The sequence below is a fragment of the Limnohabitans sp. 2KL-1 genome (assembly GCF_003063435.1).
Taxonomy (GTDB): domain Bacteria; phylum Pseudomonadota; class Gammaproteobacteria; order Burkholderiales; family Burkholderiaceae_C; genus Limnohabitans_A.
Window position 1 is genome coordinate 776,262 of record NZ_NESL01000001.1, and the last position, 25,563, is coordinate 801,824.

24 protein-coding genes and 1 pseudogene are annotated in these 25,563 nt (G+C 59.2%); 14 read left to right on the plus strand and 11 right to left on the minus strand.

Translation table 11 applies throughout. The features are described 5' to 3' along the window. Positions 1–96: 96 nt before the first annotated feature. On the minus strand, positions 97–834 hold the full coding sequence (gene gpmA, locus B9Z47_RS03620) for a 2,3-diphosphoglycerate-dependent phosphoglycerate mutase (RefSeq protein WP_108329829.1): 738 nt from the start codon (positions 832–834) through the stop codon (positions 97–99). 114 nt (positions 835–948) lie between these two features. Between gpmA and B9Z47_RS03625 the strand changes: the two genes are divergently transcribed. From B9Z47_RS03625 to B9Z47_RS03655, 7 genes are all read left to right on the plus strand, one after another. Then, on the plus strand, positions 949–1,350 hold the full coding sequence (locus B9Z47_RS03625; RefSeq protein ID WP_108329830.1) for a rhodanese-like domain-containing protein: 402 nt from the start codon (positions 949–951) through the stop codon (positions 1,348–1,350). A 32-nt stretch (positions 1,351–1,382) separates the two neighbouring features. Continuing rightward, complete coding sequence (grxC, locus tag B9Z47_RS03630; RefSeq protein WP_108329831.1) at positions 1,383–1,643, plus strand: glutaredoxin 3; 261 nt, start codon at positions 1,383–1,385, stop codon at positions 1,641–1,643. A 122-nt stretch (positions 1,644–1,765) separates the two neighbouring features. Then, the gene (gene secB / locus B9Z47_RS03635) at positions 1,766–2,236 is read left to right on the plus strand and encodes a protein-export chaperone SecB (RefSeq protein ID WP_108329832.1); all 471 of its coding nucleotides are present in this window, start codon (positions 1,766–1,768) and stop codon (positions 2,234–2,236) included. Positions 2,237–2,270: 34 nt separating this feature from the next. Continuing rightward, positions 2,271–3,272, plus strand: a complete 1,002-nt coding sequence (locus B9Z47_RS03640) for an NAD(P)H-dependent glycerol-3-phosphate dehydrogenase (protein ID WP_108329833.1) — start codon at positions 2,271–2,273, stop codon at positions 3,270–3,272. Between the two features lie 32 nt (positions 3,273–3,304). Continuing rightward, entirely contained in the window at positions 3,305–4,459 is a 1,155-nt protein-coding gene (gene rodA / locus B9Z47_RS03645; protein ID WP_108329834.1) for a rod shape-determining protein RodA, read from the plus strand. Between the two features lie 71 nt (positions 4,460–4,530). After that, complete coding sequence (gene tldD / locus B9Z47_RS03650) at positions 4,531–5,991, plus strand: metalloprotease TldD (protein WP_108330077.1); 1,461 nt, start codon at positions 4,531–4,533, stop codon at positions 5,989–5,991. Between the two features lie 241 nt (positions 5,992–6,232). Then, complete coding sequence (locus B9Z47_RS03655) at positions 6,233–7,354, plus strand: 3-deoxy-7-phosphoheptulonate synthase (RefSeq protein ID WP_108329835.1); 1,122 nt, start codon at positions 6,233–6,235, stop codon at positions 7,352–7,354. A gap of 10 nt (positions 7,355–7,364) precedes the next feature. Here B9Z47_RS03655 and B9Z47_RS03660 read toward each other — a convergent pair whose 3' ends face one another. Together B9Z47_RS03660 and mpl are read right to left on the minus strand one after the other, a co-directional pair. After that, positions 7,365–8,279, minus strand: coding sequence for a DMT family transporter (locus B9Z47_RS03660; protein WP_108329836.1), 915 nt, complete (start codon positions 8,277–8,279; stop codon positions 7,365–7,367). Positions 8,280–8,283: 4 nt separating this feature from the next. Further along, positions 8,284–9,654: a UDP-N-acetylmuramate:L-alanyl-gamma-D-glutamyl-meso-diaminopimelate ligase gene (mpl, locus tag B9Z47_RS03665; protein WP_108329837.1), complete on the minus strand. Its 1,371-nt coding sequence runs from the start codon at positions 9,652–9,654 to the stop codon at positions 8,284–8,286. A 50-nt stretch (positions 9,655–9,704) separates the two neighbouring features. Between mpl and B9Z47_RS03670 the strand changes: the two genes are divergently transcribed. The 6 genes from B9Z47_RS03670 (at position 9,705) to B9Z47_RS03695 (ending at position 14,583) form a co-directional block, all read left to right on the plus strand. Beyond that, a complete protein-coding gene (locus B9Z47_RS03670; protein ID WP_369911707.1) occupies positions 9,705–10,289 on the plus strand; it encodes a hypothetical protein in 585 nt (194 codons plus the stop codon). 14 nt (positions 10,290–10,303) lie between these two features. Further along, on the plus strand, positions 10,304–10,846 hold the full coding sequence (locus B9Z47_RS03675) for a TlpA disulfide reductase family protein (protein WP_233253631.1): 543 nt from the start codon (positions 10,304–10,306) through the stop codon (positions 10,844–10,846). A gap of 139 nt (positions 10,847–10,985) precedes the next feature. After that, the gene (accB, locus tag B9Z47_RS03680; RefSeq protein ID WP_108329840.1) at positions 10,986–11,441 is read left to right on the plus strand and encodes an acetyl-CoA carboxylase biotin carboxyl carrier protein; all 456 of its coding nucleotides are present in this window, start codon (positions 10,986–10,988) and stop codon (positions 11,439–11,441) included. 16 nt (positions 11,442–11,457) lie between these two features. Continuing rightward, positions 11,458–12,807, plus strand: a complete 1,350-nt coding sequence (gene accC / locus B9Z47_RS03685; RefSeq protein ID WP_108329841.1) for an acetyl-CoA carboxylase biotin carboxylase subunit — start codon at positions 11,458–11,460, stop codon at positions 12,805–12,807. A gap of 6 nt (positions 12,808–12,813) precedes the next feature. Next, the gene (prmA, locus tag B9Z47_RS03690) at positions 12,814–13,701 is read left to right on the plus strand and encodes a 50S ribosomal protein L11 methyltransferase (protein WP_108329842.1); all 888 of its coding nucleotides are present in this window, start codon (positions 12,814–12,816) and stop codon (positions 13,699–13,701) included. Positions 13,702–13,731: 30 nt separating this feature from the next. After that, positions 13,732–14,583: a zinc-ribbon and DUF3426 domain-containing protein gene (locus tag B9Z47_RS03695; RefSeq protein WP_108330078.1), complete on the plus strand. Its 852-nt coding sequence runs from the start codon at positions 13,732–13,734 to the stop codon at positions 14,581–14,583. 93 nt (positions 14,584–14,676) lie between these two features. Here the strand turns inward: B9Z47_RS03695 and B9Z47_RS03700 are convergent, their stop codons facing one another. From B9Z47_RS03700 to B9Z47_RS03725, 6 genes are all read right to left on the minus strand, one after another. Continuing rightward, the gene (locus tag B9Z47_RS03700) at positions 14,677–15,177 is read right to left on the minus strand and encodes a histone (protein WP_108330079.1); all 501 of its coding nucleotides are present in this window, start codon (positions 15,175–15,177) and stop codon (positions 14,677–14,679) included. 192 nt (positions 15,178–15,369) lie between these two features. Continuing rightward, positions 15,370–16,515, minus strand: coding sequence for a ribonucleotide-diphosphate reductase subunit beta (locus tag B9Z47_RS03705; protein WP_108329843.1), 1,146 nt, complete (start codon positions 16,513–16,515; stop codon positions 15,370–15,372). A 141-nt stretch (positions 16,516–16,656) separates the two neighbouring features. Continuing rightward, a complete protein-coding gene (locus B9Z47_RS03710; RefSeq protein ID WP_233253657.1) occupies positions 16,657–19,539 on the minus strand; it encodes a ribonucleoside-diphosphate reductase subunit alpha in 2,883 nt (960 codons plus the stop codon). 435 nt (positions 19,540–19,974) lie between these two features. Next, positions 19,975–20,574: a 1,6-anhydro-N-acetylmuramyl-L-alanine amidase AmpD gene (gene ampD, locus B9Z47_RS03715; RefSeq protein ID WP_108329845.1), complete on the minus strand. Its 600-nt coding sequence runs from the start codon at positions 20,572–20,574 to the stop codon at positions 19,975–19,977. A 67-nt stretch (positions 20,575–20,641) separates the two neighbouring features. After that, on the minus strand, positions 20,642–20,878 hold the full coding sequence (locus tag B9Z47_RS03720) for a PP0621 family protein (RefSeq protein WP_108329846.1): 237 nt from the start codon (positions 20,876–20,878) through the stop codon (positions 20,642–20,644). Next, on the minus strand, positions 20,875–21,678 hold the full coding sequence (locus B9Z47_RS03725; RefSeq protein WP_108329847.1) for an inner membrane protein YpjD: 804 nt from the start codon (positions 21,676–21,678) through the stop codon (positions 20,875–20,877). The genes B9Z47_RS03720 and B9Z47_RS03725 overlap by 4 nt, the downstream gene beginning before the upstream one ends. A gap of 77 nt (positions 21,679–21,755) precedes the next feature. Here B9Z47_RS03725 and ffh point away from each other — a divergent pair, with 77 nt between their 5' ends. Then, positions 21,756–23,138 carry a signal recognition particle protein gene (ffh, locus tag B9Z47_RS03730; protein ID WP_108329848.1) on the plus strand — a complete coding sequence of 461 codons (1,383 nt, stop codon included), beginning with the start codon at positions 21,756–21,758 and terminating at the stop codon, positions 23,136–23,138. A 65-nt stretch (positions 23,139–23,203) separates the two neighbouring features. Here the strand turns inward: ffh and miaB are convergent, their stop codons facing one another. Both miaB and B9Z47_RS18825 read right to left on the minus strand, forming a co-directional pair. After that, positions 23,204–24,541 (minus strand): tRNA (N6-isopentenyl adenosine(37)-C2)-methylthiotransferase MiaB, encoded by a 1,338-nt coding sequence (gene miaB, locus B9Z47_RS03735; protein ID WP_108329849.1) that lies wholly within the window; start codon positions 24,539–24,541, stop codon positions 23,204–23,206. A gap of 845 nt (positions 24,542–25,386) precedes the next feature. Beyond that, positions 25,387–25,506 (minus strand): annotated as a pseudogene (locus tag B9Z47_RS18825) (cell division protein FtsZ); the annotation flags it as partial. Between the last annotated feature and the right edge of the window lie 57 nt (positions 25,507–25,563).

Consider the following 25,563-nt stretch of genomic DNA (forward strand, 5'->3'; position numbering starts at 1 on the left):
GCGAGTGCGTATGCAGTGAAATTCAGATCAATATACACCCGCAAGCCCCGTGGCGTGGGGCTTGGCGTGTAAATTCATGAAAAGGCCTCGCTTGTTTCAGGCCTTGCTTTGGTTGGCAACGGCGGCGGCGGCCTTGGCTGCTGCCTCTGCATCGCCCAGGTAATAGTGGCGGATGGGCTTGAGATGGGCGTCGAGTTCGTACACCAGAGGAATGCCATTCGGGATGTTCAGGCTCACGATGTCCTCGTCGGAAATGCCATCCAGGTACTTGATCAGCGCGCGAATCGAGTTGCCATGCGCTGCGATCAGGACACGTTTGCCACTTTGGATGCTGGGGGCGATCACATCGTTCCAGCAAGGCATGACACGCGCTACCGTGTCTTTCAGGCATTCCGTCAGCGGCACGACGTCGGGGTGGGGATAACGGCGGTCACTGCGCTCGCAGCGGGTGTCGGATGCTTCCAAGGCTGGCGGGGGGGTGTCGTAGCTGCGACGCCAGACCAGTACCTGCTCATCACCGAATTGTTTGGCCATGTCGGCCTTGTTCAGGCCTTGCAGTGCGCCATAGTGGCGTTCGTTCAGGCGGTAGTCCTTGGTCACGGGCAGCCAGGTGCGGTCCATCTCGTCCAGGGTGTACCAGAGCGTGTGGATGGCCCGCTTGAGCACCGAGGTGTAGCACAGGTCAAAGTCCCAGCCTTCTGCCTTGAGCAATTTGCCTGCCGACATGGCCTGGCTCACGCCAGTCGGGGTCAAGTCGACATCGGTCCAGCCGGTGAAGCGGTTTTCCAAATTCCAGGTGGATTCGCCATGGCGAATGAGGACAAGTTTGTACATAGGCAAAGTGGCCACAGAAGGGGTTGAAAACAAGGGATAAGCCCGTCATTTTAGAATCGGAGCTTCGCGCCTTGCTCACAGGGCTGTATTTTTGGGTTCACAAGGGTCTGATTCGTGAAATTTTTCCTCGACAACTGGATGTTGCTGGCCGTTGCGCTGGCTTCGGGTTTTGCTTTGCTCTTGCCGGTGCTGACCAAGGGAGGCGGTCTCGATCCTCAAACCATGGTGCAGTTGATGAACCGCGACAAAGCGGTCGTCATTGACGTGTGCGAGCCCGACGAGTTTGCCAATGGCCATGTCATTGGCTCCAAAAACGTGCCGTTGGGGCAACTCGAGGACAAATTGGCCCAAGTGGTCAAAAACAAGTCGGCGCAGCTGGTCATGGTGTGCCAGGTTGGCGCGCGCTCTGCCCGTGCCGCAACCACCGCACGCAAACTGGGATACGAGAACGTGCAGTCGCTCTCGGGTGGCCTTAAGGCCTGGCAGGCAGCCAGCATGCCGATCGAAAAAGCCTGATCAGCTTTGCCTTCATTTTTTTAGGAATTTCCATGCAATCCGTCAAGATGTACACCACCGCCGTGTGTCCCTATTGCATCCGTGCCAAGCAAATCCTCAAAGCCAAGGGCGTGGAGCACATTGAGGAAATCCGCATCGACACCGACCCCGCGCAACGTGACCACATGATGCAGATCACCGGTCGACGCACAGTGCCGCAAATCTACATCGGTGCTACCCATGTGGGGGGCTGTGATGATTTGGTGGCGCTGGATGCCCGTGGCGGTCTGGTGCCTTTGCTGCAAGCGGTCTGAAAATCAGGGTTTTCACGCCGCCCGCCTGGACAGATGGCGGGCGTTCTTCATTGATAATCCTTTTGTCTCATCCCATTGGCCCGGTCAATACCACTGGGTTTTTACTTCAATAAGAGTTTTTCATGCCCGATACAGCTGTCACCCCCAACAACGAAGTTCAAACGCCGGTTTTCCAGATTCAGCGCGTGTACCTCAAAGAGGCTTCTCTGGAACAACCCAATTCGCCTGCGATCTTGCTCGACCCGCAGCAACCCAGCGTCGACATCCAGTTGGGTGTAGAGGCCACTCCCGTGGCCGATGGTGTTTTTGAGGTGTGTGTCACGGCGACCGTGCACACCAAAATCGGCGAGAAAACCGTTTTTCTGGCCGAATGCAAGCAAGGCGGCATTTTCGAAATCCGCAACTTGCCCGAAGACCAGATGGGTCCCATCATGGGCATCGCTTGCCCGCAAATCGTCTACCCCTATCTGCGTGGCAATGTGGCCGATGTGATCACCCGCGCCGGTTTCCCGCCTGTGCATTTGGCCGAGATCAACTTCCAGGCCATGTACGAACAGCAGCAAGCCCAGCAAGCGGCGGCCACGCCTCAATAAACACGGGCCTTGGTCGGACATCGGACATGCTTTGATGCAGATCAACCTGATTGGTGCCGGGGCTTGGGGAACCGCCATGGCGCTGGCAGCTTGCCAGCACCCGGCGCAGCACGATGTGGTTTTACATGTCCGGGACGAGGCACAGGCGTCCGCCATGCGCGAGCAAAGGCAAAATACCCGCTATTTGCCCGGCATTGCCTTGCCTGATCACTTGCGGATTTCAAGCGGTCCACTGACCGACTTTCTGGACCGCGCCCCGGCCCAATCCCTTTTCATCATTGCCACCCCCATGGCTGGTTTGCGGCCAGTGCTGCAGGCCATGCAAGGCTTGCATGCGCCAGTGGCCTGGTTGTGCAAAGGTTTTGAGTCAGCGACCGGTTGCATGCCCCATGAGGTGCAGGCTGAAGTGGCCCCTTCCCTGAAAGCGGGCGCTTTGAGTGGTCCCAGTTTTGCCTTGGAAGTAGCGCGCAGACAGCCGACAGCTTTGGTTGCTGCCAGTGTTCATGCGTCTGTGCGCGAGGCTTTGGTGGCGGCCTTTCATGGTCCACATTTGCGTGTTTACGCCAATGAAGACATCGTGGGGGTGGAAGTGGGCGGTGCCGTCAAGAACGTGCTGGCCATAGCCACGGGCTTGTGCGATGGTCTTGATTTGGGGCTGAATGCCCGGGCAGCCCTGATCACTCGGGGGTTGGCCGAAATGACACGCCTGGGTTTGGCTTTGGGTGCCAAAAGTGACACCTTCATGGGCTTGTCCGGTCTGGGTGATTTGGTGTTGACGGCCACGGGCGATTTGAGTCGCAACCGCAAGGTGGGGCTGCTGCTGGCCCAAGGCCTCAGTCTGGATCAGGCGGTGGCTTCCTTGGGGCATGTGGCAGAAGGTGTGTACAGCGCCAGAACCGTGTTACTGCGTGCCGAAAGTCTGGGCATCGACATGCCGATCACGCAAGCCGTGGTGGCCTTGCTCGATGGTCGCCTGAGTGCCCGTGATGCCGTGCAGATGCTGATGGGGCGAGGCCCTCGGGGTGAGGCGCTTTGATGGCGGTCCATGACAAACTTCAGCGAGCCGGCATGACTTCAGTGATTCAAAAACCCACTGTCTTGCAGCGGCTTTGGCTTCTGGTTGAGGGCTTTGATGGCCCATTGGCCTTTGCGGTGTTCATGTTGGCTTGTGCCGGCTTGTTGATCATGTACTCCTCCGGTTTTGACCATGGCACGCGTTTCGTTGATCATGGCCGCAACATGTTGATTGCCGGATTCGTCATGTTCGTGGTGGCCCAAATCCCACCGCCCAAACTGATGGCGTGGGCGGTCCCGGTTTATACCGTGGGCGTTTTACTGCTGGTGGCTGTGGCCATTTTTGGAATCACCAAAAAGGGGGCTCGGCGCTGGGTCAATCTGGGCGTGGTGATTCAGCCCAGCGAGATTTTGAAAATTGCCTTGCCCTTGATGTTGGCTGCTTGGTTCCAAAAGCGTGAGGGGCAGCTCAGGCCGTTTGACTTTGCGGTGGCATTGTTGATTCTGGGTATTCCTGTCGGTTTGATCATGAAGCAACCCGATCTGGGAACGGCTTTGTTGGTGCTGGCAGCCGGTTTGGCGGTGATTTTTTTTGCAGGACTCAAATGGCGCTGGATTTTGCCGCCTTTCGCATTGGGCTTGGCGGGCATTTTGGTGCTGGTCATCATGGAGCCTACTTTGTGTGCGCCCGACGTGGACTGGCATGTCTTGCACGAGTACCAGCGACAGCGCATCTGTACCTTGCTCGATCCGGCGCGTGATCCCTTGGGCAAGGGCTTTCACATCATCCAGGGCATGATCGCCATTGGCTCGGGCGGGTTTTGGGGCAAGGGCTTCATGCAGGGCACGCAAACCCATCTGGAGTTCATTCCGGAGCGCACCACCGATTTCATCTTTGCTGCTTTGGGTGAAGAGTTTGGCTTGGCAGGTGGACTGGTTTTGTTGGGTTGTTTCTTTTTTCTCATTTACCGAGCCTTGGTCATTGCGATGCAGGCCCCTACCGTCTTCAGCCGTTTGTTGGCCGGCAGCATGGCCATGATCTTCTTCACTTATGCTTTTGTGAACATGGGCATGGTCAGCGGCATCCTGCCTGTGGTGGGTGTGCCTTTGCCATTCATCAGCTACGGCGGCACGGCCATGGTGACCCTGGGACTGGCCTTGGGCATCCTCATGTCGATCGCCAAGTCCAAGCAATTGGTGCAAACCTGAGCCCAATCGCCTTGGCCGCCTGCTAATGAGTACACCGGCAAGGGACTTGATCAGTCTCTACAATGCCTTCCATGATTTCACGCGAACCCACCATCGAACGCCTGGCCACGGCCCGCGCCCTCTTGCTTGAGCCTTTTGGCCTGGATGAAACCCACCTGACGCAAGCCCTGAACGCCATCAAGGCCCATGCGGTCGATGACGCCGATTTGTACTTTCAGTACACCCGCTCCGAAGGCTGGAGCCTGGAAGAGGGCATCGTCAAGACCGGCAGCTTCAGCATCGACCAGGGCGTGGGTGTGCGGGCGGTGTCGGGCGAGAAAACCGCCTTCGCTTATTCAGACGACATCTCCGAAGCCTCTTTGATGGACGCGGCCATGACGGTGCGCTCCATTGCTTCGGTTGCGCAAAACAAGCGCATCAAGGTGCCAGCGCGCAAGGTGTCGGCCAGCCGCTCGCTCTACCCCTCGCTGGACCCGATGTCCACTCTGGACAGCACGGCCAAGGTGAACTTGCTTGGCCGCGTCGAAAAAATGGCCCGTGCCAAGGACCCGCGTGTGGTGCAGGTCATGGCGGGTTTGGCCACCGAATACGACGTGGTCATGGTGGCCCGCGCTGACGGCACATTGGCTGCTGATGTGCGCCCTTTGATCCGTCTGTCGGTCACGGTGATCGCCGAACAAAACGGCCGCCGCGAAGTCGGCAGCGCTGGCGGTGGTGGCCGTTTTGGCTTGGCCTACTTTGACGACGCCATGGTTGAGAGCTACGTGCAAGAAGCCGTGTCGGCCGCGCTCATCAATCTCGACGCCCGCCCCGCGCCTGCGGGCGAGATGACGGTGGTGCTGGGCAATGGCTGGCCCGGCGTGCTGCTACACGAGGCCGTGGGCCACGGCCTGGAAGGCGACTTCAACCGCAAGGGCTCGAGCGCCTTCAGCGGCCGCATCGGCCAGCGCGTAGCCGCCAAGGGCGTGACGGTGCTCGACGACGGCACCATCGCCGACCGCCGTGGCTCGCTGAACGTGGACGACGAAGGCCACGCCAGCCAAAAGAACGTGCTGATCGAAGACGGCATTTTGCGCGGCTACATCCAGGATTCGATGAACGCCCGCCTCATGGGCGTCAAGCCCACGGGCAATGGCCGCCGCGAAAGCTACGCCCATGTGCCCATGCCGCGCATGACCAACACCTACATGCTGGGCGGCGACAAGAGCCCCGAAGAAATCGTGGCCAGCATCAAAAAAGGCCTGTACGCCACCAACTTTGCGGGTGGCCAGGTGGACATCACCAGCGGCAAGTTCGTGTTCTCGGCCAGCCAGGCTTACTGGGTGGAAAACGGCAAGATCCAGTACCCCGTGAAGGGCGCGACCCTGATCGGCAGCGGCCCCGAGTCACTCAAGAAAATCAGCATGATCGGCAACGACATGAAGCTCGACTCGGGCGTGGGCACCTGCGGCAAGGAAGGCCAAAGCGTGCCGGTGGGCGTGGGTCAGCCGACCTTGCGCATCGACGGCTTGACGGTCGGCGGCACAGCCTGAACTTGAAAAACGGGCCTGCGGGTTTGTCCCCGGACCGGCCCGTCAGGAACTGTCATCCAACTGTGCTACATTGAATCCCATGTCTTCGCGCATCGCTTTTTACTTTTTTTATTTTTGGTTCTCAGTCCCCGGCGGACGAGAGGCGAGCGCATAAGCACCCGAACATCTCGATACACACCGCCGGAGCCCCAAAGCCCGGCGGTTTTTTTTCACCTGTCTTTTTTCAATTGAGGAGTCCACGATGAACGCCAAAACCGCAGCCCCTGAAAGCTGGTATCCGAATGCCGCCGATCGCACAGGCCAGACCGACGACGAACGCATCAAGGACATCACCGTGCTCCCGCCTCCAGAACATTTGATCCGCTTCTTCCCGATCGCCGGCACGGCCACCGAAACCCTGATTTCCCAAACCCGCCAATCGATCGCCAACATCGTGCACGGCAAGGATGACCGACTGTTGGTCATCATCGGCCCTTGTTCGATCCACGACCCGGCTGCGGCGCTTGATTACGCCCGCCGCTTGAAGCCCCTGCGCGAGAAGTACGCCGACAGCCTAGAAATCGTGATGCGCGTGTATTTCGAAAAACCGCGCACCACGGTGGGCTGGAAGGGCTTGATCAACGATCCCTACCTCGATGAAAGCTACCGCATCGACGAAGGCCTGCGCATCGCACGCCAGCTGCTGATCGAAATCAACCGCCAAGGCCTGCCTGCGGGCAGCGAATTCCTCGACGTGATTTCGCCCCAGTACATCGGCGACCTGATCAGCTGGGGCGCCATCGGCGCCCGCACCACCGAGAGCCAAGTGCACCGCGAGCTGGCTTCGGGCCTGTCGGCGCCCATCGGCTTCAAGAACGGGACGGACGGCAATATCAAGATCGCCACCGATGCGATCCAGGCCGCAGCGCGTGGCCACCACTTTTTGTCGGTGCACAAGAATGGCCAGGTCGCCATCGTGCAGACCCAGGGCAACAAGGACTGCCATGTGATCTTGCGCGGCGGCAAAGCGCCCAACTACGACGCCGACAGCGTGGCCGCAGCCTGCAAGGAACTGGAAGCCGCCAAGCTGCCCGCCACCTTGATGGTGGACTGCAGCCATGCCAACAGCAGCAAAAAGCACGAGCGTCAGATTGATGTGGCCAAGGATATTGCCGCGCAGATCAGCGGTGGCTCGCGCCAGGTGTTCGGCATCATGGTGGAGAGCCACTTGGTCGACGGTGCCCAGAAGTTCTCTCCTGGTCAAGACGACGTGACGAAATTGACTTACGGTCAAAGCATCACGGACGCCTGCATCGGCTGGGATGACAGCTTGGATGTGTTGCAGGTATTGTCCGAGGCCGTCAAGGCGCGTCGTAACCGCTGAAGGTTCTGGTTCAGCCGGGCGGGGGTGCGGCTGACGAAGCCGCAGCCACTGCCGGGCTGGCGCTGAATTCGCGCCACAGCAGGTAAAGCCCACTGCTCACCACCACGGAGGCGCCGAGCAGCACGGCTTGGTCGGGCACTTGGCCAAAGACCAACCAACCGCCCAGCGTCATGTAGAGGATTTGCTGGTAGAGAAACGGTCCCAGTACGGAGGCTGAAGCAAATCGGTGCGCTTGCGCCGCAAAATAGTGGCCTGCTCCGCCGCTCAGACCCGTGATGGCGAGTATCAGCCATTGCCAACCGTTGCTTGGCGTTTGCCAAGTCCACATTGCAAAAGGCGTGAGCACCAGCGTGGCCACCATGGCCGAGGCCAGTTGCATGGTGGCCGGGTGTTCGTGCTCGGCCAGGCGGCGCGTGAGCATGTTGAAAAAGGCGTACAGAATGGCATTGCCAGCCGACAGCAAAATGGCCGGATGAAAAGCCTGTGTGCCTGGCCGGATGATGATGAGTACGCCCACGAAGCCCGTGGCGATGGCCAGCCAGCGGCGGGTGTCCAGCCTCTCCCCCAGCAGCCAGCCAGAAAGTATGGCGATCAGGATCGGCACCGAAAACTGCATGGCACCGGTCTCGGCCAACTGCAGGTATTGCAGGGCCCAGAAGTTCAGACCTGTCATGGTGGCCAACATCATGCCGCGCAACAATTGCAGCCTGGGATAGTGCCAGCGCACCAGTTTCAGCCCCATGCTCGGGCCGAAGATGAGCAATGAAAACAGCGAGTGCGTCAGAAAACGCAGCCAGACCACCTGCAACACGGGCAACGCCAGCACCAGCCACTTGGCGGCAGTGTCCAGCATCGCAAAACACAGTGTGGTCAGTGTGACCAAACCGATGCCGATGCGCCGATGGCGGGCGCTGCTTTGAAGCATGAGATCAGGCCAGCGTCAAGGCTTCCAGCAGCCTGGCGTGAATTCCGCCAAAGCCACCGTTGCTCATGCACAGCAGGTGGTCGCCGGGCTGCACTCTCGCCAGAACCTGTGCAATCACCTCGTCTATGTTGCGGCCCACTTGCGCTCGATTTCCCATGGGCTCGAGTACGGCTGAAGCGTCCCAGCCCAACCCGCCCGTATGGCAAAAGGCCAGATCGGCTTCTTCGAGGCTCCAGGGCAGCTGGGCTTTCATGGTGCCCAGCTTCATGGTGTTGCTGCGAGGCTCAAAGATCGCCAGGATGCGGGCATCACCCACCTGACGGCGCAGGCCATTGACGGTGGTCCGGATGGCCGTGGGGTGGTGGGCAAAGTCGTCGTAAACGGTAATTTTGTTCACCGTGCCGCGCACTTCCATGCGGCGTTTGACGTTTTCAAAAGTAGCCAAGGCTTGTGCCGCCACGGCGGGAGCCACGCCCACATGTTCGGCGGCGGCGATGGTGGCCAATGCGTTGAGCTGGTTGTGCACGCCGCCAATGGACCATTGCACCTCGGCCATCGGTTTGCCGGCTTGCAGCACCTTGAAGCTGGACGGCTCGCCCTCGGCCACGAAATCGCTCACGGCCGAGCCGAAAGTCCGGACCTCACTCCAGCAGCCTTGACCCAGCACACGGGTCAGGCTTTCTTCCAGGCCATTGACCACCAAGCGGCCCGAGCCGGGCACGGTGCGCACCAGGTGGTGGAACTGGCGCTCGATGGCCGCCAGGTCGTCAAAGATGTCGGCGTGGTCGAATTCCAGGTTGTTGAGGATCGCGGTGCGCGGGCGGTAGTGCACGAACTTGCTGCGCTTGTCGAAGAAGGCGGTGTCGTATTCGTCGGCTTCGATCACGAAATACTTCCCGCCACCCAGCCGGGCCGACACACCAAAGTTGAGCGGCACACCACCGACCAGAAAGCCCGGTTGCAGCCCGGCCTGTTCCAGCACCCAGGTGAGCATCGAGGTGGTGGTGGTTTTGCCGTGGGTGCCCGCCACCGCCAGCACATGTTGGCCTTGCAGCACATGTTCGGCCAGCCACTGCGGGCCGCTGGTGTAGGGCGCACCGGCTTCCAAAATGGCTTCCATCAGCGGAAATCTCGGACTGCCGTCGGCCAGTCGGGAACGACTGACGACGTTGCCGATCACATACATATCGGGTTGGAGTGCCATCTGGTCGGCACCAAAGCCTTCGATCAGGTCGATGCCCAGGGCCCGCAGCTGGTCACTCATGGGCGGGTAAACACCTGCGTCACAGCCTGTGACCCGATGCCCGGCTTCTCGCGCCAGTGCTGCCAAACCACCCATGAAGGTGCCACAAATGCCCAGAATATGAATATGCATGGGGGGATTTTAGGTGGGCAGATCGGTGCACGCGGGCACAATCCATGCCCATGAACGATGTTGCGCTTGAAATTGCTGCTACCGCCGCCCGTCTGGTGGTGGAAGAAGGCCTGGCCTTTGGTCCGGCCAAGCACCGGGCCCTGAAAGAGTTGGGTTTGCCTGGCCGCACGGCTTTGCCTCCCAACGACGTGGTCGAGGCCGAGGTGCGCGACTACATTGCGCTGTTTTGCAGCGACACCCAGCCCGGCGAGTTGCTCGCTTTGCGTGAATTGGCACGGGTATGGATGCAGCGGCTGGCCGAATTTCGCCCGCACCTTGGGGGTGCGGTTTGGCAGGGCTGGGCCACCCGTTTGTGCGACATCGATTTGGCCTTGTTTTGCGACGACCCCAAGTCGGCCGAGATCGCGCTGATCAACCAGAACCAGCGCTACGAGGTGCAAACGGTGCAGGGTCTGCACGGCGACGAGGTGGATGTGCTCAGTTTGCACAGCTTTTGCAAACCGTTGAACGAAGATGTGGGTGTGCACCTGCGCATTTACGATCTGGACGATTTGCGCGGGGCCTTGTTGCCCGATGCGCAAGGCCGCTCGCCCCGGGGGGATTTGACCGCCTTGGAGCGTCTGCTGGCGGCATGAAAGACAATCGCCGCATGACTTCTGAATCTCCAACACAAGCCCGGCGACTGTGGCTGACGGCAGCGGGCGCGGCAGCGGCTTTGACCGGTGCCGGTCTGGCCTGGTGGCGGCTGGAGCCGCATGCGGCTTTGCCCGGTGCTGACCATGCCTTGTGGACGCAGCGCTTTGAGACCGTTTCAGCCGACAGTTTGAACATGGCGGATTTCCGGGGCAAGCCTTTGCTGGTGAACTTCTGGGCCACCTGGTGCCCGCCTTGTGTGGAGGAGTTGCCCCTGATTGACGCCTTTTGGCGTGAACATCAGGCCCATGGCTTCCAGGTGGTGGCTTTGGCGATTGACCAGCCGAGCGCGGTCAGGCGCTTTCTGGCCAAGCAACCCCTGGGGTTTCCGGTCGGTCTGGCGGGTCTGGGGGGCACGGAGCTGGCCAAAACACTGGGCAACGCAGCGGGTGGGTTGCCCTTCAGTGTGTTTTTCAATGCAGATGGCAGCATTTGGCGGCAAAAGCTGGGGCAGTTGTCCAAAGACGATCTGGCGCAGTGGCGGGCGACCCGGGCCTGATGCGCAAGGTTTTGCTTTAACACATTTGTCAAGCCTGAAATCTGCACTCTTTGCGGCTTGAAGAGGCCTTTTTCGAGGGTTTTTACTGAAAATTGGTGTAAATTCGTCCGATTACGTTGGCTCAAGCAATGGAGGACCTATGGATTTGCGCAAACTCAAAACCCTGATCGACTTGGTGTCGGACTCAAACGTCTCTGAACTGGAGATCACCGAAGCCGAAGGCAAGGTTCGCATTGTCAAGAGCATGGGCGTGGCTGCGCCGGTGATGGTGCAGCAAGCTGCTGTGGCCGCACCCATGGTGGCAGCGCCTGTGGCTGCAGCACCTGCTGCTGAAGTTCCGGCCGCGCCGGCTGCGGCTGCAGGGCACGCTGTCAAGTCGCCCATGGTGGGCACTTTCTACCGTTCGTCCAGCCCCGGTGCTGCGCCTTTTGTGCAGATCGGCTCGGTTGTCAAGGAAGGCGACACGCTGTGCATCATTGAAGCGATGAAGATCCTCAACGAGATCGAATCGGACAAGTCCGGTACGGTGACCCAGATCCTGTGCGAGAACGGTCAGGCGACCGAATACGGCCAGCCTTTGTTCATCGTCGAATAAACCGAACGGGGATTTCATGTTCAAGAAAATCCTGGTGGCCAACCGCGGTGAGATTGCCTTGCGCATCCAGCGCGCTTGCCGCGAACTCGGCGTGAAGGCCGTGATGGTGTATTCCGAGGCTGACAAAGAAGCCAAATACGTGAAGTTGGCCGAAGAAGCCGTCTGTATCGGCCCGGCGGCCTCGCCACTGAGCTACCTCAACATGCCCGCCATCATCTCGGCGGCCGAGGTGACCGATGCCGAGGCGATCCACCCCGGTTACGGCTTTTTGAGTGAAAACGCCGACTTTGCCGAGCGTGTCGAGAAAAGCGGTTTCCAGTTCATTGGCCCCACGCCCGAGTCGATCCGCATCATGGGCGACAAGGTCTCGGCCAAACAGGCCATGATCCGTGCCGGCGTGCCTTGCGTGCCCGGCTCCGAAGGCGAATTGCCCGATGACCCGGTGCAGATCCGCCGGATTGCCAAGAGCGTGGGCTACCCGGTGATCATCAAGGCCGCAGGTGGTGGTGGCGGGCGCGGTATGCGCGTGGTGCACACCGAAGCAGCGCTGATCAATGCGGTGCAGATGACCAAGGCCGAAGCGGGGGCTGCCTTCGGCAATCCTGCGGTCTATATGGAAAAGTTCCTGCAGAACCCGCGCCACATCGAAATCCAGATCCTGGCCGACAAGTTCAAGAATGCGGTCTATCTGGGCGAGCGTGACTGCTCCATGCAGCGGCGTCACCAGAAGGTGATCGAGGAAGCACCGGCACCGGGCATTCCCCGCAAGCTGATCGAGAAGATCGGCGAGCGTTGCGTGGCCGCCTGCAAGAAGATCGGTTACCGCGGTGCGGGCACCTTTGAGTTCTTGTTTGAAAACGGCGAGTTCTATTTCATTGAAATGAACACCCGTGTGCAGGTCGAGCACCCTGTGACCGAATGGATCACCGGTGTGGACATCGTCAAGACCCAGATCATGGTGGCTGCGGGCGAGAAATTGCCTTTCACGCAGCGTCAAATCCAGATCCGCGGTCATGCCATCGAGTGCCGCATCAATGCCGAAGACCCCTTCAAGTTCACGCCCTCGCCCGGTCGCGTCACGTCCTGGCACATGCCCGGTGGGCCGGGTGTGCGGGTGGACTCGCACGTTTACAACAACTACTTCGTGCCCCCGAACTACGACTCGATGATCGGGAAACTGATTGTTCATGGCGACACCCGCGAGCAGGCTTTGGCCCGCATGCAGACGGCCTTGAACGAGACGGTGATCGAGGGCATCAACACCAACATCCCGCTGCACCGCGAGCTGATGGTGGACGCCAAGTTCATGCAAGGCGGCACCAACATCCACTATCTGGAACACTGGCTGAGCCAGCACAAACGCTGAGACCGTATGTTTGAACTGAGCTTGCTGTGCCCGGAAGAACGGGTGGATGTCATGAGCGACGCGCTCGATGCCCTGGATGCCTTGAGTGTGTCGGTCGAAGACGCCGATGCCCAGACCCCGGCCGAGCAAGCCTTGTTTGGCGAACCGGGCATGCCGCCGCCCAAAGACGGCTGGCAGCGTTCGCGCGTGGTGGCGCTGTTCGCGCAAGAGGCGGCGGCCAAAGAGGCCGCGCAGCTTTTGGGCGTGCAGGATTTCTTTGATGGTTGCCGTTTGCTGGGCATTCAGGCGGTGGCCGATCAGGACTGGGTGCGTCTGACGCAGTCGCAGTTTGCGCCGGTGGAAATCACACCCGATTTCTGGATCGTGCCGACCTGGCACGAGCCGCCTGCGCAAGCACGGCAGATCATCCGTCTGGACCCCGGTCTGGCGTTTGGCACGGGCACGCACCCGACCACCCGCATGTGTTTGCGCTGGATTGCGCAGCATGGCGTGCAAGGTCAGCGCGTGCTCGATTACGGTTGCGGCTCGGGCATTCTGGCCATTGGCGCCGCCAAATACGGTGCGAGCGAGATCGATGCGGTGGACATCGACGATGCCGCTGTGACCGCAACCGAGCTCAATGCCGAGGCCAACCATGTCCGCTTGCAAGCGGGCTTGCCTGACAAGGCGCAGGGGCAGTACCAGACGGTGCTGGCCAACATCCTGGCCACGCCGCTCAAAGTGCTGGCACCTTTGCTGTGTTCTTATGTGGCGGCGGGCGGCTCGCTGGTGTTGGCGGGCATTTTGGAGCGTCAGGCCGATGAACTCAAAGCCGCTTATGCCCCATGGGTCGCGCTGGAAGTGACTGACAGCGAAGACGGCTGGATTCTGATGACGGCTGCAGCGTCCAGATGACGTGTCGTGCCGCCTGACTACAATGCTTGCATGAACAGGATCACCCGATGTCCCTCATGCAGCACGGTCTATCAAGTCGGATCTGAACATCTCCAGGCTGCCCATGGCTGGCTGCAATGTGGTCAATGCCAGCATATTTTTGACAGCACGGGTTTGGTTTTGCTTTGGGCGCCTGCTGAGGGATCCGCGCCCCCGTCTGCCGATGCCATAGCCTCTTCAAGTCCCGCACAAGTCAAGCGCATCCCCATAGAGGACTTGTTGCCGAGCAATGGCGCATCCACATCGCTCAGTGATGAGCCGGCCAGTTCCGATTTGCTGTCTTTTGAGCAAGCGTTGTCCAGTTTCAAGCCGATACGGGATGACTTGACGCCCGCTGCGCCCCCCTCTTCGAACGATGCCGGTGAGGTTGTGTCGGGTTGGCGTTCGCCTGTTTTTTCAGGTCGCCATGTGATGGCTTGGGTGCTGTTATTGGTCTTGATTGTTCAACTGGTGTTTGTCCAAAGACAGACCATTGCGGCTCATTGGCCTGCAGCAGGCACCGTTGTTCGGCAAGTGTGCATGTCATTGGGATGTGCCCTGAATCCCTTGTCTGATCAAGACGGCATGGTGATTGAGGGTTCTGATTTGGTTCAGCGTGGTGCTGACCACTTTTTGAGCTGGACCGTGCGCAATATTTCAGAGCATCCGTTGGGAATGACCGCTTTGGAGTTGAGTTTGAATGATGCCCAAAAAATGGTCTGGTTGCGCCGTGTTCTTCTTCCCTCGGATGTGGGAGCGCCGGATGTTTTGGGGCCAGGACAGTCTTGGTCCGGCGAATTGAAGGTCGAGGTGGATCCAGCACAGCCGATCAGCGATTACCGCCTGCTGAGTTTTTACCCATGAGTTCATTCGGCCATGGCCGAGTAGCCTGTCCAATTTAAAAAGCCCGGCACTGTTGCCAGTGACGGGCTTGGTTGCTAGCGACTGACGTCTGAATCAGGGCTTGGCGGCCGAAGGAAACGGCCATGCTGCTTGAGGATTCAAAGTCGTTTGCGCAGCTGGGGCAGCGGGCGCTTTGGATGCCTTCTTTGCTGCTGGTTTTTTGGCGGCTTTTTTCACAACGGCTTTTTTGGCGGCTGGCTTTTTGGCTGCAGTTTTCTTGACTGCTGCTTTTTTGGCTGGAGCTGCTTTTTTCGCTGGTGCCGCTTTTGGGGCTGCTGCTTTCTTTGCAGTGGCTTTTTTGGCGGGTGCCGCTTTTTTGGCTGCTGCTACTTTTTTAGCGGGAGCGGCTTTCTTAGCGGGAGCTGCTTTTTTGGCGGCTGGCTTTTTGGCTGCGACTGCTTTTTTGGCAGGAGCGGCTTTCTTAGCGGGAGCTGCTTTTTTGGCGGCTGGTTTCTTGGCTGCGGCTACTTTTTTAGCTGGAGCCGCTTTTTTGGCCGGAGCGGCCTTTTTCGCTGGAGCAGCTTTTTTTGCTGCTGCTTTTTTTGCAGTTGCCATGATTTTCTCCTTGATCAAGTTGAGAACTCAACGGAAAGGGAACGCTTGGTGCTTGTTGGATTGCACAAAGCGATCCATGGCACTGAGGAAACCCCCAACACCATGAACGCGGGAAACCCACGACGCCCAAGGCCCGAAGGCATTGCGGCGCGTGGCTTGAAGTGGGGTTTCATTGCAGAGGGGCTCAGAAGATCAGTCCCAGGACAAAGCCCCGCCTGTTTGATATTCGATGACGCGGGTTTCAAAGAAATTGCGTTCTTTTTTCAGGTCAATCATCTCGCTCATCCAGGGGAAGGGGTTCTCTTCATTGGGGAAGAGTGCTTCCAGGCCAATTTGGGTGGCGCGGCGGTTGGCGATGTAACGCAGATAGCCTTTGAACATGGAGGCGTTCATACCCAGTACGCCACGCGGCATGGTGTCTTCGGCGTAGCGGTATTCCAGTTCCACCGCTTTGAGGAACAGGGCCTTGATTTCGGCCTTGAACTCGGCTGTCCACAGTTGTGGATTTTCGAGTTTCACCGTGTTGATCAGGTCGATGCCGAAATTGCAGTGCATGGATTCGTCGCGCAGGATGTATTGGTATTGCTCGGCAGCACCGGTCATCTTGTTTTGACGGCCCAGCGCCAGAATTTGCGTGAAGCCCACGTAGAAGAACAGGCCTTCCATCAGGCAAGCGAACACGATCAGCGACTTGAGCAAGGTCTGGTCGGTTTGCAGCGTGCCGGTGTGGAAGTTCGGGTCCATGATCACGTTGATGAACGGGATCAGGAACTCGTCCTTGTCGCGGATGGACTGGACTTCGTTGTAGGCGTTGAAGATTTCGCTTTCGTCCAGACCCAGCGATTCCACAATGTATTGGTACGCGTGGGTATGGATGGCTTCTTCGAAGGCCTGGCGCAACAAGAACTGACGGCACTCGGGGGCTGTGATGTGGCGGTAAGTGCCCAGCACGATGTTGTTGGCCGCCAGCGAGTCGGCGGTGACAAAAAAGCCGAGGTTGCGCTTGACGATGCGACGCTCGTCTTCGGTCAGACCGTTGGGGTCTTTCCACAAAGCGATGTCGCGGTTCATGTTCACTTCCTGCGGCATCCAGTGGTTGGCGCAGGTGGCCAGGTATTTCTCCCAAGCCCATTTGTATTTGAAAGGGACCAGCTGGTTGACGTCGGTCTGGCCGTTGATGATGCGCTTGTCGGCGGCAGTCATGCGGCGAGGTGTGGCCGGTGCAGATGGGTTAACGGGTGAAGACGGCGATGCTGTAGCGGCAGCGGTGTCTGCGCCAGCAAAAGAAGGCATTGCAGGTTGCAACGCAGGTTTGACTTGATCGTCCCAGGACAGCATAAAAAATTCCAGTTCTCAAATTATGAAAGCATGCCAACAAATTGCAAAGCGGTGAATCGCTTTATGGCGCAAGGCACACTTGAAGTGTTGTTCAATTGCATCGTACTGTGTGCCGTCAGACACGGCACGATGCGCCATTCATCACTGGCAAGCTTCGCAGCCAGGATCATCAATCGCGGTGAACTTGACGTCGGTAGCGGGCACAGCACTCATCAGAACTTGCGATGCAGCAGCGGTCGTCTCCACGGCACTCATACTGGCCTGGGGTGCACCGGATGAAGACACTGCGTTGTGTGAGCCCGCATTCACGGTGGACTTTTCAACTTGCGTGGCGCTGGAGGTGCGCAGGTAGTACGTGGTTTTCAGGCCGCGCAACCAAGCGAGCTTGTAAGTGTCGTCCAGTTTTTTACCGGAGGCACCTGCCATGTAGATGTTGAGCGATTGGGCCTGGTCAATCCATTTCTGGCGACGTGCTGCAGCTTCGACCAACCAAGTGGTTTCAACTTCGAAGGCGGTGGCATACAAAGCCTTGATGTCTTGCGGCACGCGGTCGATCGGGCGCAGTGAGCCGTCGAAGTGTTTCAGGTCCATCACCATCACATCGTCCCACAGGTCCAGGCGTTTGAGGTCACGTACCAAGTAGCTGTTGATGACGGTGAATTCGCCCGACAGGTTGGATTTGACCGACAGGTTGCCAAAGCAAGGTTCGATGGACGCGTCCACGCCAATGATGTTGGAGATGGTGGCGGTGGGGGCGATGGCCACGCAGTTGGAGTTGCGCATGCCGTCGGCCTTGATTTTCTGGCGCAAGGCGTCCCAATTGAGGGTGGATGAGCGGTCCACTTCCACATAGCCACCGCGCTCACGCGCCAGCAAGTCGATGGTGTCCAGAGGCAGAATGCCCTGGTCCCACAAAGAACCTTGGTAGCTGGAATATTGACCACGCTCTTTGGCCAGATCGGTGGAGGCCCAATACGCGTAGTAGCAGATCGCTTCCATAGACTGGTCAGCAAACTCCACAGCCGCTTGCGAGGCATAGGAGATGCGCATCTCGTACAGCGCGTCCTGGAAGGCCATCAGGCCCAGGCCCACGGGACGGTGACGGATGTTGGAGTCGCGCGCTTTTTTGACGGCGTAATAGTTGATGTCGATCACGTTGTCGAGCATGCGCATGGCGGTCGAAATCGTCTTTTTCAGCTTGTCGTGGTCAAGCACTTTGCCGTTGGCGCTGTCCTTGAGGTGACGTGACAGGTTGACCGAGCCCAGGTTGCAGACGGCGGTTTCGGTGTCGCTGGTGTTGAGTGTGATCTCGGTACACAGGTTCGAGGAGTGCACCACGCCAGCGTGTTGCTGGGGCGAGCGGACGTTGCAGGCGTCCTTGAAGGTGATCCAGGGGTGGCCGGTTTCAAACAGCATCGACAGCATCTTGCGCCACAGGTCATTGGCAGGTACTTTTTTGCTGGGCTTGATGTCGCCACGTTCGGCCTTGGCTTCGTAGGCGGTGTAGGCCTTTTCAAAGTCGGCGCCAAACTTGTCGTGCAGGTCGGGGCAGTCCGAAGGCGAGAACAAGGTCCAGTCGCCTTTTTCCATGACGCGGCGCATGAACAGGTCGGGAATCCAGTTGGCCGTGTTCATGTCGTGGGTGCGGCGGCGGTCATCGCCGGTGTTCTTGCGCAGCTCCAGGAATTCTTCGATGTCCAGGTGCCAGGTTTCCAGGTAGGTGCAGACCGCGCCCTTGCGCTTGCCGCCCTGGTTGACGGCGACGGCGGTGTCGTTGACCACTTTGAGGAAAGGCACTACACCTTGGGATTCACCGTTGGTGCCCTTGATGTGCGAGCCCATGGCGCGCACACGCGTCCAGTCGTTGCCCAAGCCGCCTGCAAATTTGGACAGAAGGGCGTTTTCCTTGATGGATTCATAAATGCCGTCCAAATCGTCTGGCACGGTGGTCAGGTAGCAGCTGGACAACTGGGGGCGCAAGGTGCCGCTGTTGAACAGGGTGGGCGTGGAGGACATGAAGTCGAACGAGGACAAGACCTCGTAAAACTCGATGGCTCGCGCTTCACGGTCGGCTTCACCCAGCGACAGCCCCATGGCGACCCGCATGAAGAAGGCCTGAGGCATTTCGATGCGTTGCTTGCGCACGTGCAGGAAATAACGGTCGTACAAAGTTTGCAGGCCCAGGTAATCGAATTGCAGATCGCGCTCGGGCTTCAGTGCTTGGGCCAGTTTTTTGAGGTCAAACTGAGCCAATTTGGCGTCCAGCAGGTCGTTGTCGATGCCTTTTTTGATGAATTGCGGGAAGTAGTTGATGTACTCCTCGGCCATTTGTTCTTGCGTCACGTCCTTGCCCAGAATTTCCTTGGCGATGGTGTGCATCAACAAACGGGCCGTGACGTAGGTGTAGTCCGGGTCTTTTTCGATCAATGTGCGCGAAGCCAGAATGGAGGCTTTGTACACCTCTTCCATGGGTACGCCGTCGTACAGGTTGCGCATGGTTTCGACCATGATCGGCTCTGCGCTCACGTCTTTGCCCAAACCGTCGCAGGCGTTGATCATGAGAGCTTTGAGTTTGTTCAGGTCCAGCGCCACGCGCTGGCCTTGGTCGATCACATGCAGCGAGGGTTCCTGAACGACAGGGGCAACAGCCTGGGTTTGCTGTGTGCGTTCCTGGGCGCGGCGTTCACGGTAGAGCACGTAGGCGCGTGCCACTTCGTGGTTGCTGCTGCGCATCAAGCCCAGCTCGACCTGGTCTTGCACGTCTTCGATATGAAAGGTGCCGCCGCCCGGGCGTGAACGCATCAGGGCGCGCACCACGTTTCGGGTCAATTCTTCGACCACTTCTCGCACGCTGGCAGATGCCGCGCCTTGTGTCCCGTGAACTGCCAGGAAGGCTTTCATCATGGCCACAGCAATTTTGTTGGGCTCAAAGGGCACGACCGCGCCGTTGCGGCGAATGATTTGGTAGTGATCCAAGGCCTGCAAGGTCGCAGAGCCTGCATGGTCGGTTTCGGAAGGCTTCATCAGGCTGGATAAAGCGGGCGTGGTCGTGGGTTCTGTGTGGAGGGTCATTTTTTTGGAATTTCTGCTTGAAGTGGGTGCAATCAAAAGGAAAAATGCCGTTGCGCGTTAATTGTGAGAATTTGTAAAAGACACTATATATGGTGTCTGAGTGCAAGGCAAGCCACTACCTGTAGTGTATCTTGAGATGGTCACCTGCAGGCGATGTGGACGAGGTGGCCAAGTTTGGAGGTGTCATTGTTTTTGCGCTTGGCCGCACAAATGCAGTGGCCTGGAAGCCCGATGACAAGGGCATTTTGAGATTCAAAATCAAGGCCGTTGCGGCTTGCAGGAGACTTTGGCCCTGATCGGGTTGTGTTTTCAGGAAAAGACTTGGGGTCGTCCTATTTCAGAAGGTTTCAAATGATAAAAGTGTAAAAAATGTAATGAAAAATATTTTTAAATGGGCGTGTCGGACTCGGGAAAAACGCCCGCTGGGCATGGCAACAAGGACTTCAGTCGATGCCAGTCGAAACCCGGTCCGGGATCCAGTTTTCTGCCCGGTGCAATGTGTTCATGGCCGGCAATATGGGCAATCGGGTACCGATGGCGCAAATGTTGACAGAGATTGACCAGCTGCAGGTATTGGGCGTCTTCGAACACATCGCCCTCCAGACCCTCGAGTTCTATGCCAATGGAGTCGTTGTTGCAGTTGGTGCGTCCCCGGTATTCGGACTGCCCGGCGTGCCAGGCACGGTCATCGGCGCTGACAAACTGCCATAAAGCACCGTCACGCCGGATGTAAAAGTGCGATGACACCTGCAGGCCCCTGATTTGCTCAAAATAAGGGTGGGCGCCCCAGTCGAGCTGGTTGGTGAACAGGTCTTGCACCTGCCCACCACCGTATTGGCCTGGCGGCAAGCTGATCGAGTGGAGCACCAACAGGTCGATGCAGGCCCCTTCGGGTCTTGGGCCAAAGTTGGGCGACTCCAGTCGTATGGCGGGCATGTACCAGCCCTGATGCCAAAGGCTTTTATCTTCAAAGGGGCGTGTGATCATCGCGAGGGGTCCGGAACTGCTCAGGCCGGGACATGTGCACCCATGCGGCGCAATGGGCGGGCCTGCATCAGGCCGGGTTGCGATCCTGCGCAGCTGAACGGTGCTCCGTGCTGCAATAGGTACCCTTGACCCCCGAGACGGCCTCTTCCTGTGGCAGGTGGATGCCACAGTGGGCGCAGATGACCATGTTCGAAGGCGTAGCCGCTGGGGTATCGTTTTTCGGGTTCGGGGTATCGCCAATGCGGCTGCGCTTGATGGCCCAGATGACCACCAGAATGACCAAAAGTAAAAAAAGGTATTTCATCCAGCGCGTCCAATCAAGACTTCGAGCACGAAACGTGAACCGGCATAAGACAGCAACAGCAAGCCAGCGCCCATATAGAGCACGCGCACGGCACGGCGGCCTCGCCAGCCCCATTGGCTGCGTCCAACCAGCAAAGTGGCAAATGTCAGCCATGACAAAACGGCAAAGACTCTTTTGTGGTCCCAGCGCCATGGACCATGACTTTGCCCATACAGGGCTTCACCAAACAAGGCGCCTGCGATCAGGGTCGCGGTCAACAGCACAAAACCGGCGGTCACAAAGCGAAAAGTCAGCCGCTCCAACGTCAGCAAGGGCAAGCCACCGGCACCTTCCTGGGCCAGGCGAATGTCGTGTTCGGTGCGTGTCATCAACCAAGCGTGGACCACGGCAGCGGCAAACATGCCGTAAGCCGACAGGCCCAGTGCCCAGTGCAGTGGTAACCAAGCCGAGGCCTGAGGCGTCAAGGGGGTACCAGGAAAGACCCAAGCCAGGACCACGGTGATGGCTCCCAGGCTGCCCACGGCCCAGCGTGCCTTGAGTTTGGGAAAGAATTGGGTCTCGATCATGTAAGCGGTCACCACCAACCAGGACGTCACTGACAGGGCGGGCGCAAAGCCAAAACGCACAGGCCCCATCAGCAAAAGCAGCAGGCTGCCGGCGTGCAGACCCCAAGCCAGCCACAGCAGACGCCGTGCGGGCTGGTCACTCAGGCGCTGCGGTGCCAAGGCAGGCAGCACATAGGCCAAGGCGGCCAATACCGAGAAGGGCAATGTCCATGGGGACACACTCGCTAAAATCATGACTCCGAGTTTAGCCTTTCAGGCGCAGCCACAGGGGCTTCGCCATCAAGCTGGGCCGGATATTTCTGGATTTTCCCATGGCCTCCGCTCTGACCGACAAACTCTCGCGCCTCGTCAAGACCATCAGCGGACAGGCCCGCATCACCGAATCCAACGTGGCGGACATGCTGCGGGAAGTGCGCATGGCCCTGTTGGAGGCCGACGTGGCCCTGCCCGTGGTGCGCGACTTCATTGCCCGGGTGAAAGAAAAAGCCCTGGGCCAGGAAGTCATGGGCTCGCTCAAGCCCGGCCAGGCCTTGGTGGGCGTGGTCAACCGCGAGCTGGCCGCCACCATGGGCGAAGGCGTGGCCGACATCAATCTGGCGGCGCAGCCCCCCGCCGTGATTTTGATGGCCGGTTTGCAAGGTGCCGGTAAAACCACCACCACCGCCAAACTGGCCAAGCACCTGATCGAAAAGCGCAAAAAGAAAGTGCTCACGGTTTCGGGCGACGTGTACCGCCCTGCCGCCATCGAACAGCTCAAGACGGTGACCGCTCAGGCCGGGGCCGAATGGTTCCCCAGCTCGCCCGACCAAAAACCGATCGACATCGCCCGCGCAGCGATTGACTACGCCCGTAAACACTTTTTTGACGTGCTGCTGGTCGATACCGCCGGTCGCCTGGCCATTGACGAAGTCCTGATGGCCGAAATCAAGGCCTTGCACGCCGAACTCAAGCCCGTCGAAACCCTGTTCGTGGTCGATGCCATGCAAGGCCAGGACGCGGCCAACACCGCCAAGGCTTTCAGCGAAGCGCTGCCGCTCACGGGCATTGTGCTGACCAAGCTCGACGGCGACTCACGCGGTGGTGCGGCCCTGTCGGTGCGCCAGATCACCGGTGCGCCCATCAAATTTGCCGGCACCAGCGAGAAAATTGACGGCCTTGAAGTGTTCGACGCCGAGCGCCATGCCGGCCGCATTTTGGGCATGGGCGACATCGTGGCGCTGGTGGAGCAGGTCACCGCCGGTGTGGACATGGAAGCCGCGCAAAAGCTGGCCGCCAAGGTCAAAAGCGGTGGCGGTTTTGATCTGAACGACTTCTTGGCGCAGATCCAGCAAATGAAGCAAATGGGCGGCTTGTCCAGCCTGATGGACAAATTGCCCAGCCAGCTGACCGCCAAGGCCGGTGCCATGGACATGGACAAGGTCGAAAAAGACATCGCCCGCAAGCAAGGCATCATCCACAGCATGACACCTAAAGAGCGCAGCAAACCCGAGCTGATCAAGGCCACCCGCAAGCGCCGCATAGCCGCTGGTGCGGGTGTTCAGGTGCACGACGTCAACCGCATGCTCAAAGAGTTTGAGCAAATGCAGGACATGATGAAAAAAATGCAGGGCGGTGGCCTCATGAAGATGATGAAGCGCATGGGGGCCATGAAAGGCATGATGGGCGGCGGGGGCTTTCCTGGCATGCCGCGTTGAAGCGCCTTTGATCATCACCACGCCGACGCCCCGTAGGTCGGAGCTTCAGCTCCGACATGCCTACATCAGTCCTTGATCACCAACTCGCCGCGCAGCGAGTGCGACAGGCCTTGCGTGATGCGCACATCCGCCATCTGACCGATCAGGCGGTCCATGTGGGGGCCGCCGGGGAAGTTGACCACCCGGTTGCACTCGGTGCGGCCGGCCAGCTCGGTGGCGTCCTTGCGTGAAGGGCGCTCCACCAAAATGCGCTGCACCGTGCCCACGCGGCTTTCGCCGATGCGTTGCACGTTTTCTTCGATGGTGGCTTGCAGGTGGTGCAGGCGGCGCAGCTTCACTTCGTGTGGCGTGTCGTCGGGCAAGTTGGCCGCAGGCGTGCCGGGGCGGGGGCTGAAGATGAAGCTGAAGCTGGTGTCAAAACCCACGTCGGTGATCAGCTTCATCATCTTGTTGAAGTCGTCCTCGGTCTCGCCGGGGAAGCCCACGATGAAATCGCTGCTGAGCGACATGTCAGGGCGGATCGCCCGCAGCTTGCGGATCGTGCTCTTGTATTCCATGGCGGTGTAGCCGCGCTTCATGGCCATCAAGATGCGGTCCGAGCCGTGCTGCACCGGCAGGTGCAAATGGCTCACCAGTTTGGGAATCTTTTCATACGCGTCGATCAGGCGCTGCGTGAATTCGTTCGGGTGGCTGGTCACGTAGCGGATGCGCTCAATGCCGGGCATGTCGGCCACGTATTCGAGCAGCAGCGCAAAGTCTGCAATGTCTGAGGTGCCCCCCATCTTGCCCCGGTAAGCGTTCACGTTTTGGCCCAACAGCGTGATCTCTTTCACGCCCTGCGCGGCCAAGCCCGCCACCTCGACCAGCACATCGTCAAACGGGCGTGACACTTCTTCGCCCCGGGTGTAGGGCACCACGCAGTAGCTGCAATATTTGCTGCAGCCTTCCATGATCGACACAAAGGCCGTAGCACCGTCCACCTTGGCGGGCGGCAGGTGGTCGAACTTTTCAATCTCGGGGAAGCTGATGTCCACCTGCGGGCGCTGCTCGCGCTCGCGCTCGGCAAGCAACTCGGGCAGGCGGTGCAGGGTCTGCGGGCCAAACACCACGTCCACATAAGGCGCACGTTTGATGATCTCGGCACCCTCCTGGCTGGCCACGCAGCCGCCCACGCCAATCAGCACGCCCTTGGCTTTGAGGTGTTGCACCCGGCCCAGATCGCTGAACACTTTTTCTTGCGCCTTCTCGCGCACCGAGCAGGTGTTGAACAAAATCAGATCGGCCTCGTCCACGTCTTGCGTGGGCTCATAGCCCTGGGCCGCGCCCAGCACATCGGCCATCTTGTCCGAGTCGTACTCGTTCATCTGGCAGCCAAATGTTTTGATGAAGACCTTCTTGCTCATGTGGCCTCCACGGATTCAAGGGAGGAGATGAAGTCAAGGCAAAGCAAAGCACGCCCGCGAAGGGCCAAAGTGCAGCGGTTCATGGTGTAGATCCAGAGGCTGTTGAGGGGAAGCGCTTAGGACGCTGGGGAAGTGAATTATGGCAGGCGTTCCAGTTGCGTTATGCAGTCGGCACCCTAGGCTAAAGGGTTGGGCTCCTACCCAGAGGCAGCCTGTTTGCTTTGCGCTTAAGACCCCAAAGTATCGGATTTTTGGCCGATTGAAAGATGCACAGCGCTCTGTCACGCCGCCTTGTCCTCCCCCCTCGAACTCATCGCCCCCTCCAAGCCCGTGATCAAACCGGTCTTGGCGGCGCTGTCCACGTTGGCCAATTCGGCCTCCAGCAAGCGCCGCGCATGCCGGTCCAGCGGCAAGCCTTTTTCGTCGGCCAGCCACAGCAGCAGCACGGCCCAGACCAGGGCAGGGCTGCCCAGGGCTTTGGCGTGGTGCAGCACAAAGTCGGCCATGAAGGCGGTGCGTGCGGTGCCCAGGCTTGCCGAGAGGGCGGCGCGGAAGCTGCGTTTGCCGTAGGCTTGGGTGTTGAACTGTTGCAGCAGGTCCACCAGTGGATTGTTGGGGGCGTCCAGGCTTTGCAGCACCACGCTCAGTTGGGTAAAGGTGTTGCTGTAGGTGCGCTGGCGTTGTTGTTGCCAATAGTCCGGTGGCAGGGCCTGCTGGGTGAGCGCGGGCGTTGGGGTGTGCACGGGCTTGGGCACCGCTGTCAACTCGGTGGTGTCTGTCGGCGGGCTGTAGGCTTTGATGATGGGCATTGGGGCAGGTGAAGGGAACGCTGGCGTATCCGCGCCGTCTGCGGCTTTGCGCAAGAAGGCTGGAATCTCGATGTCGTCCATGCCCGCGTTGGCCATGCCATCGACCTTGGTGGCTGCGTGGGTGCGGCTGGATCGCCAGACAGCAGGTGTGTTCATGGGGACATGACGGTGTGTCGATGCCACCCGCATCATCAAGTTGTCTGGCACGCTGAA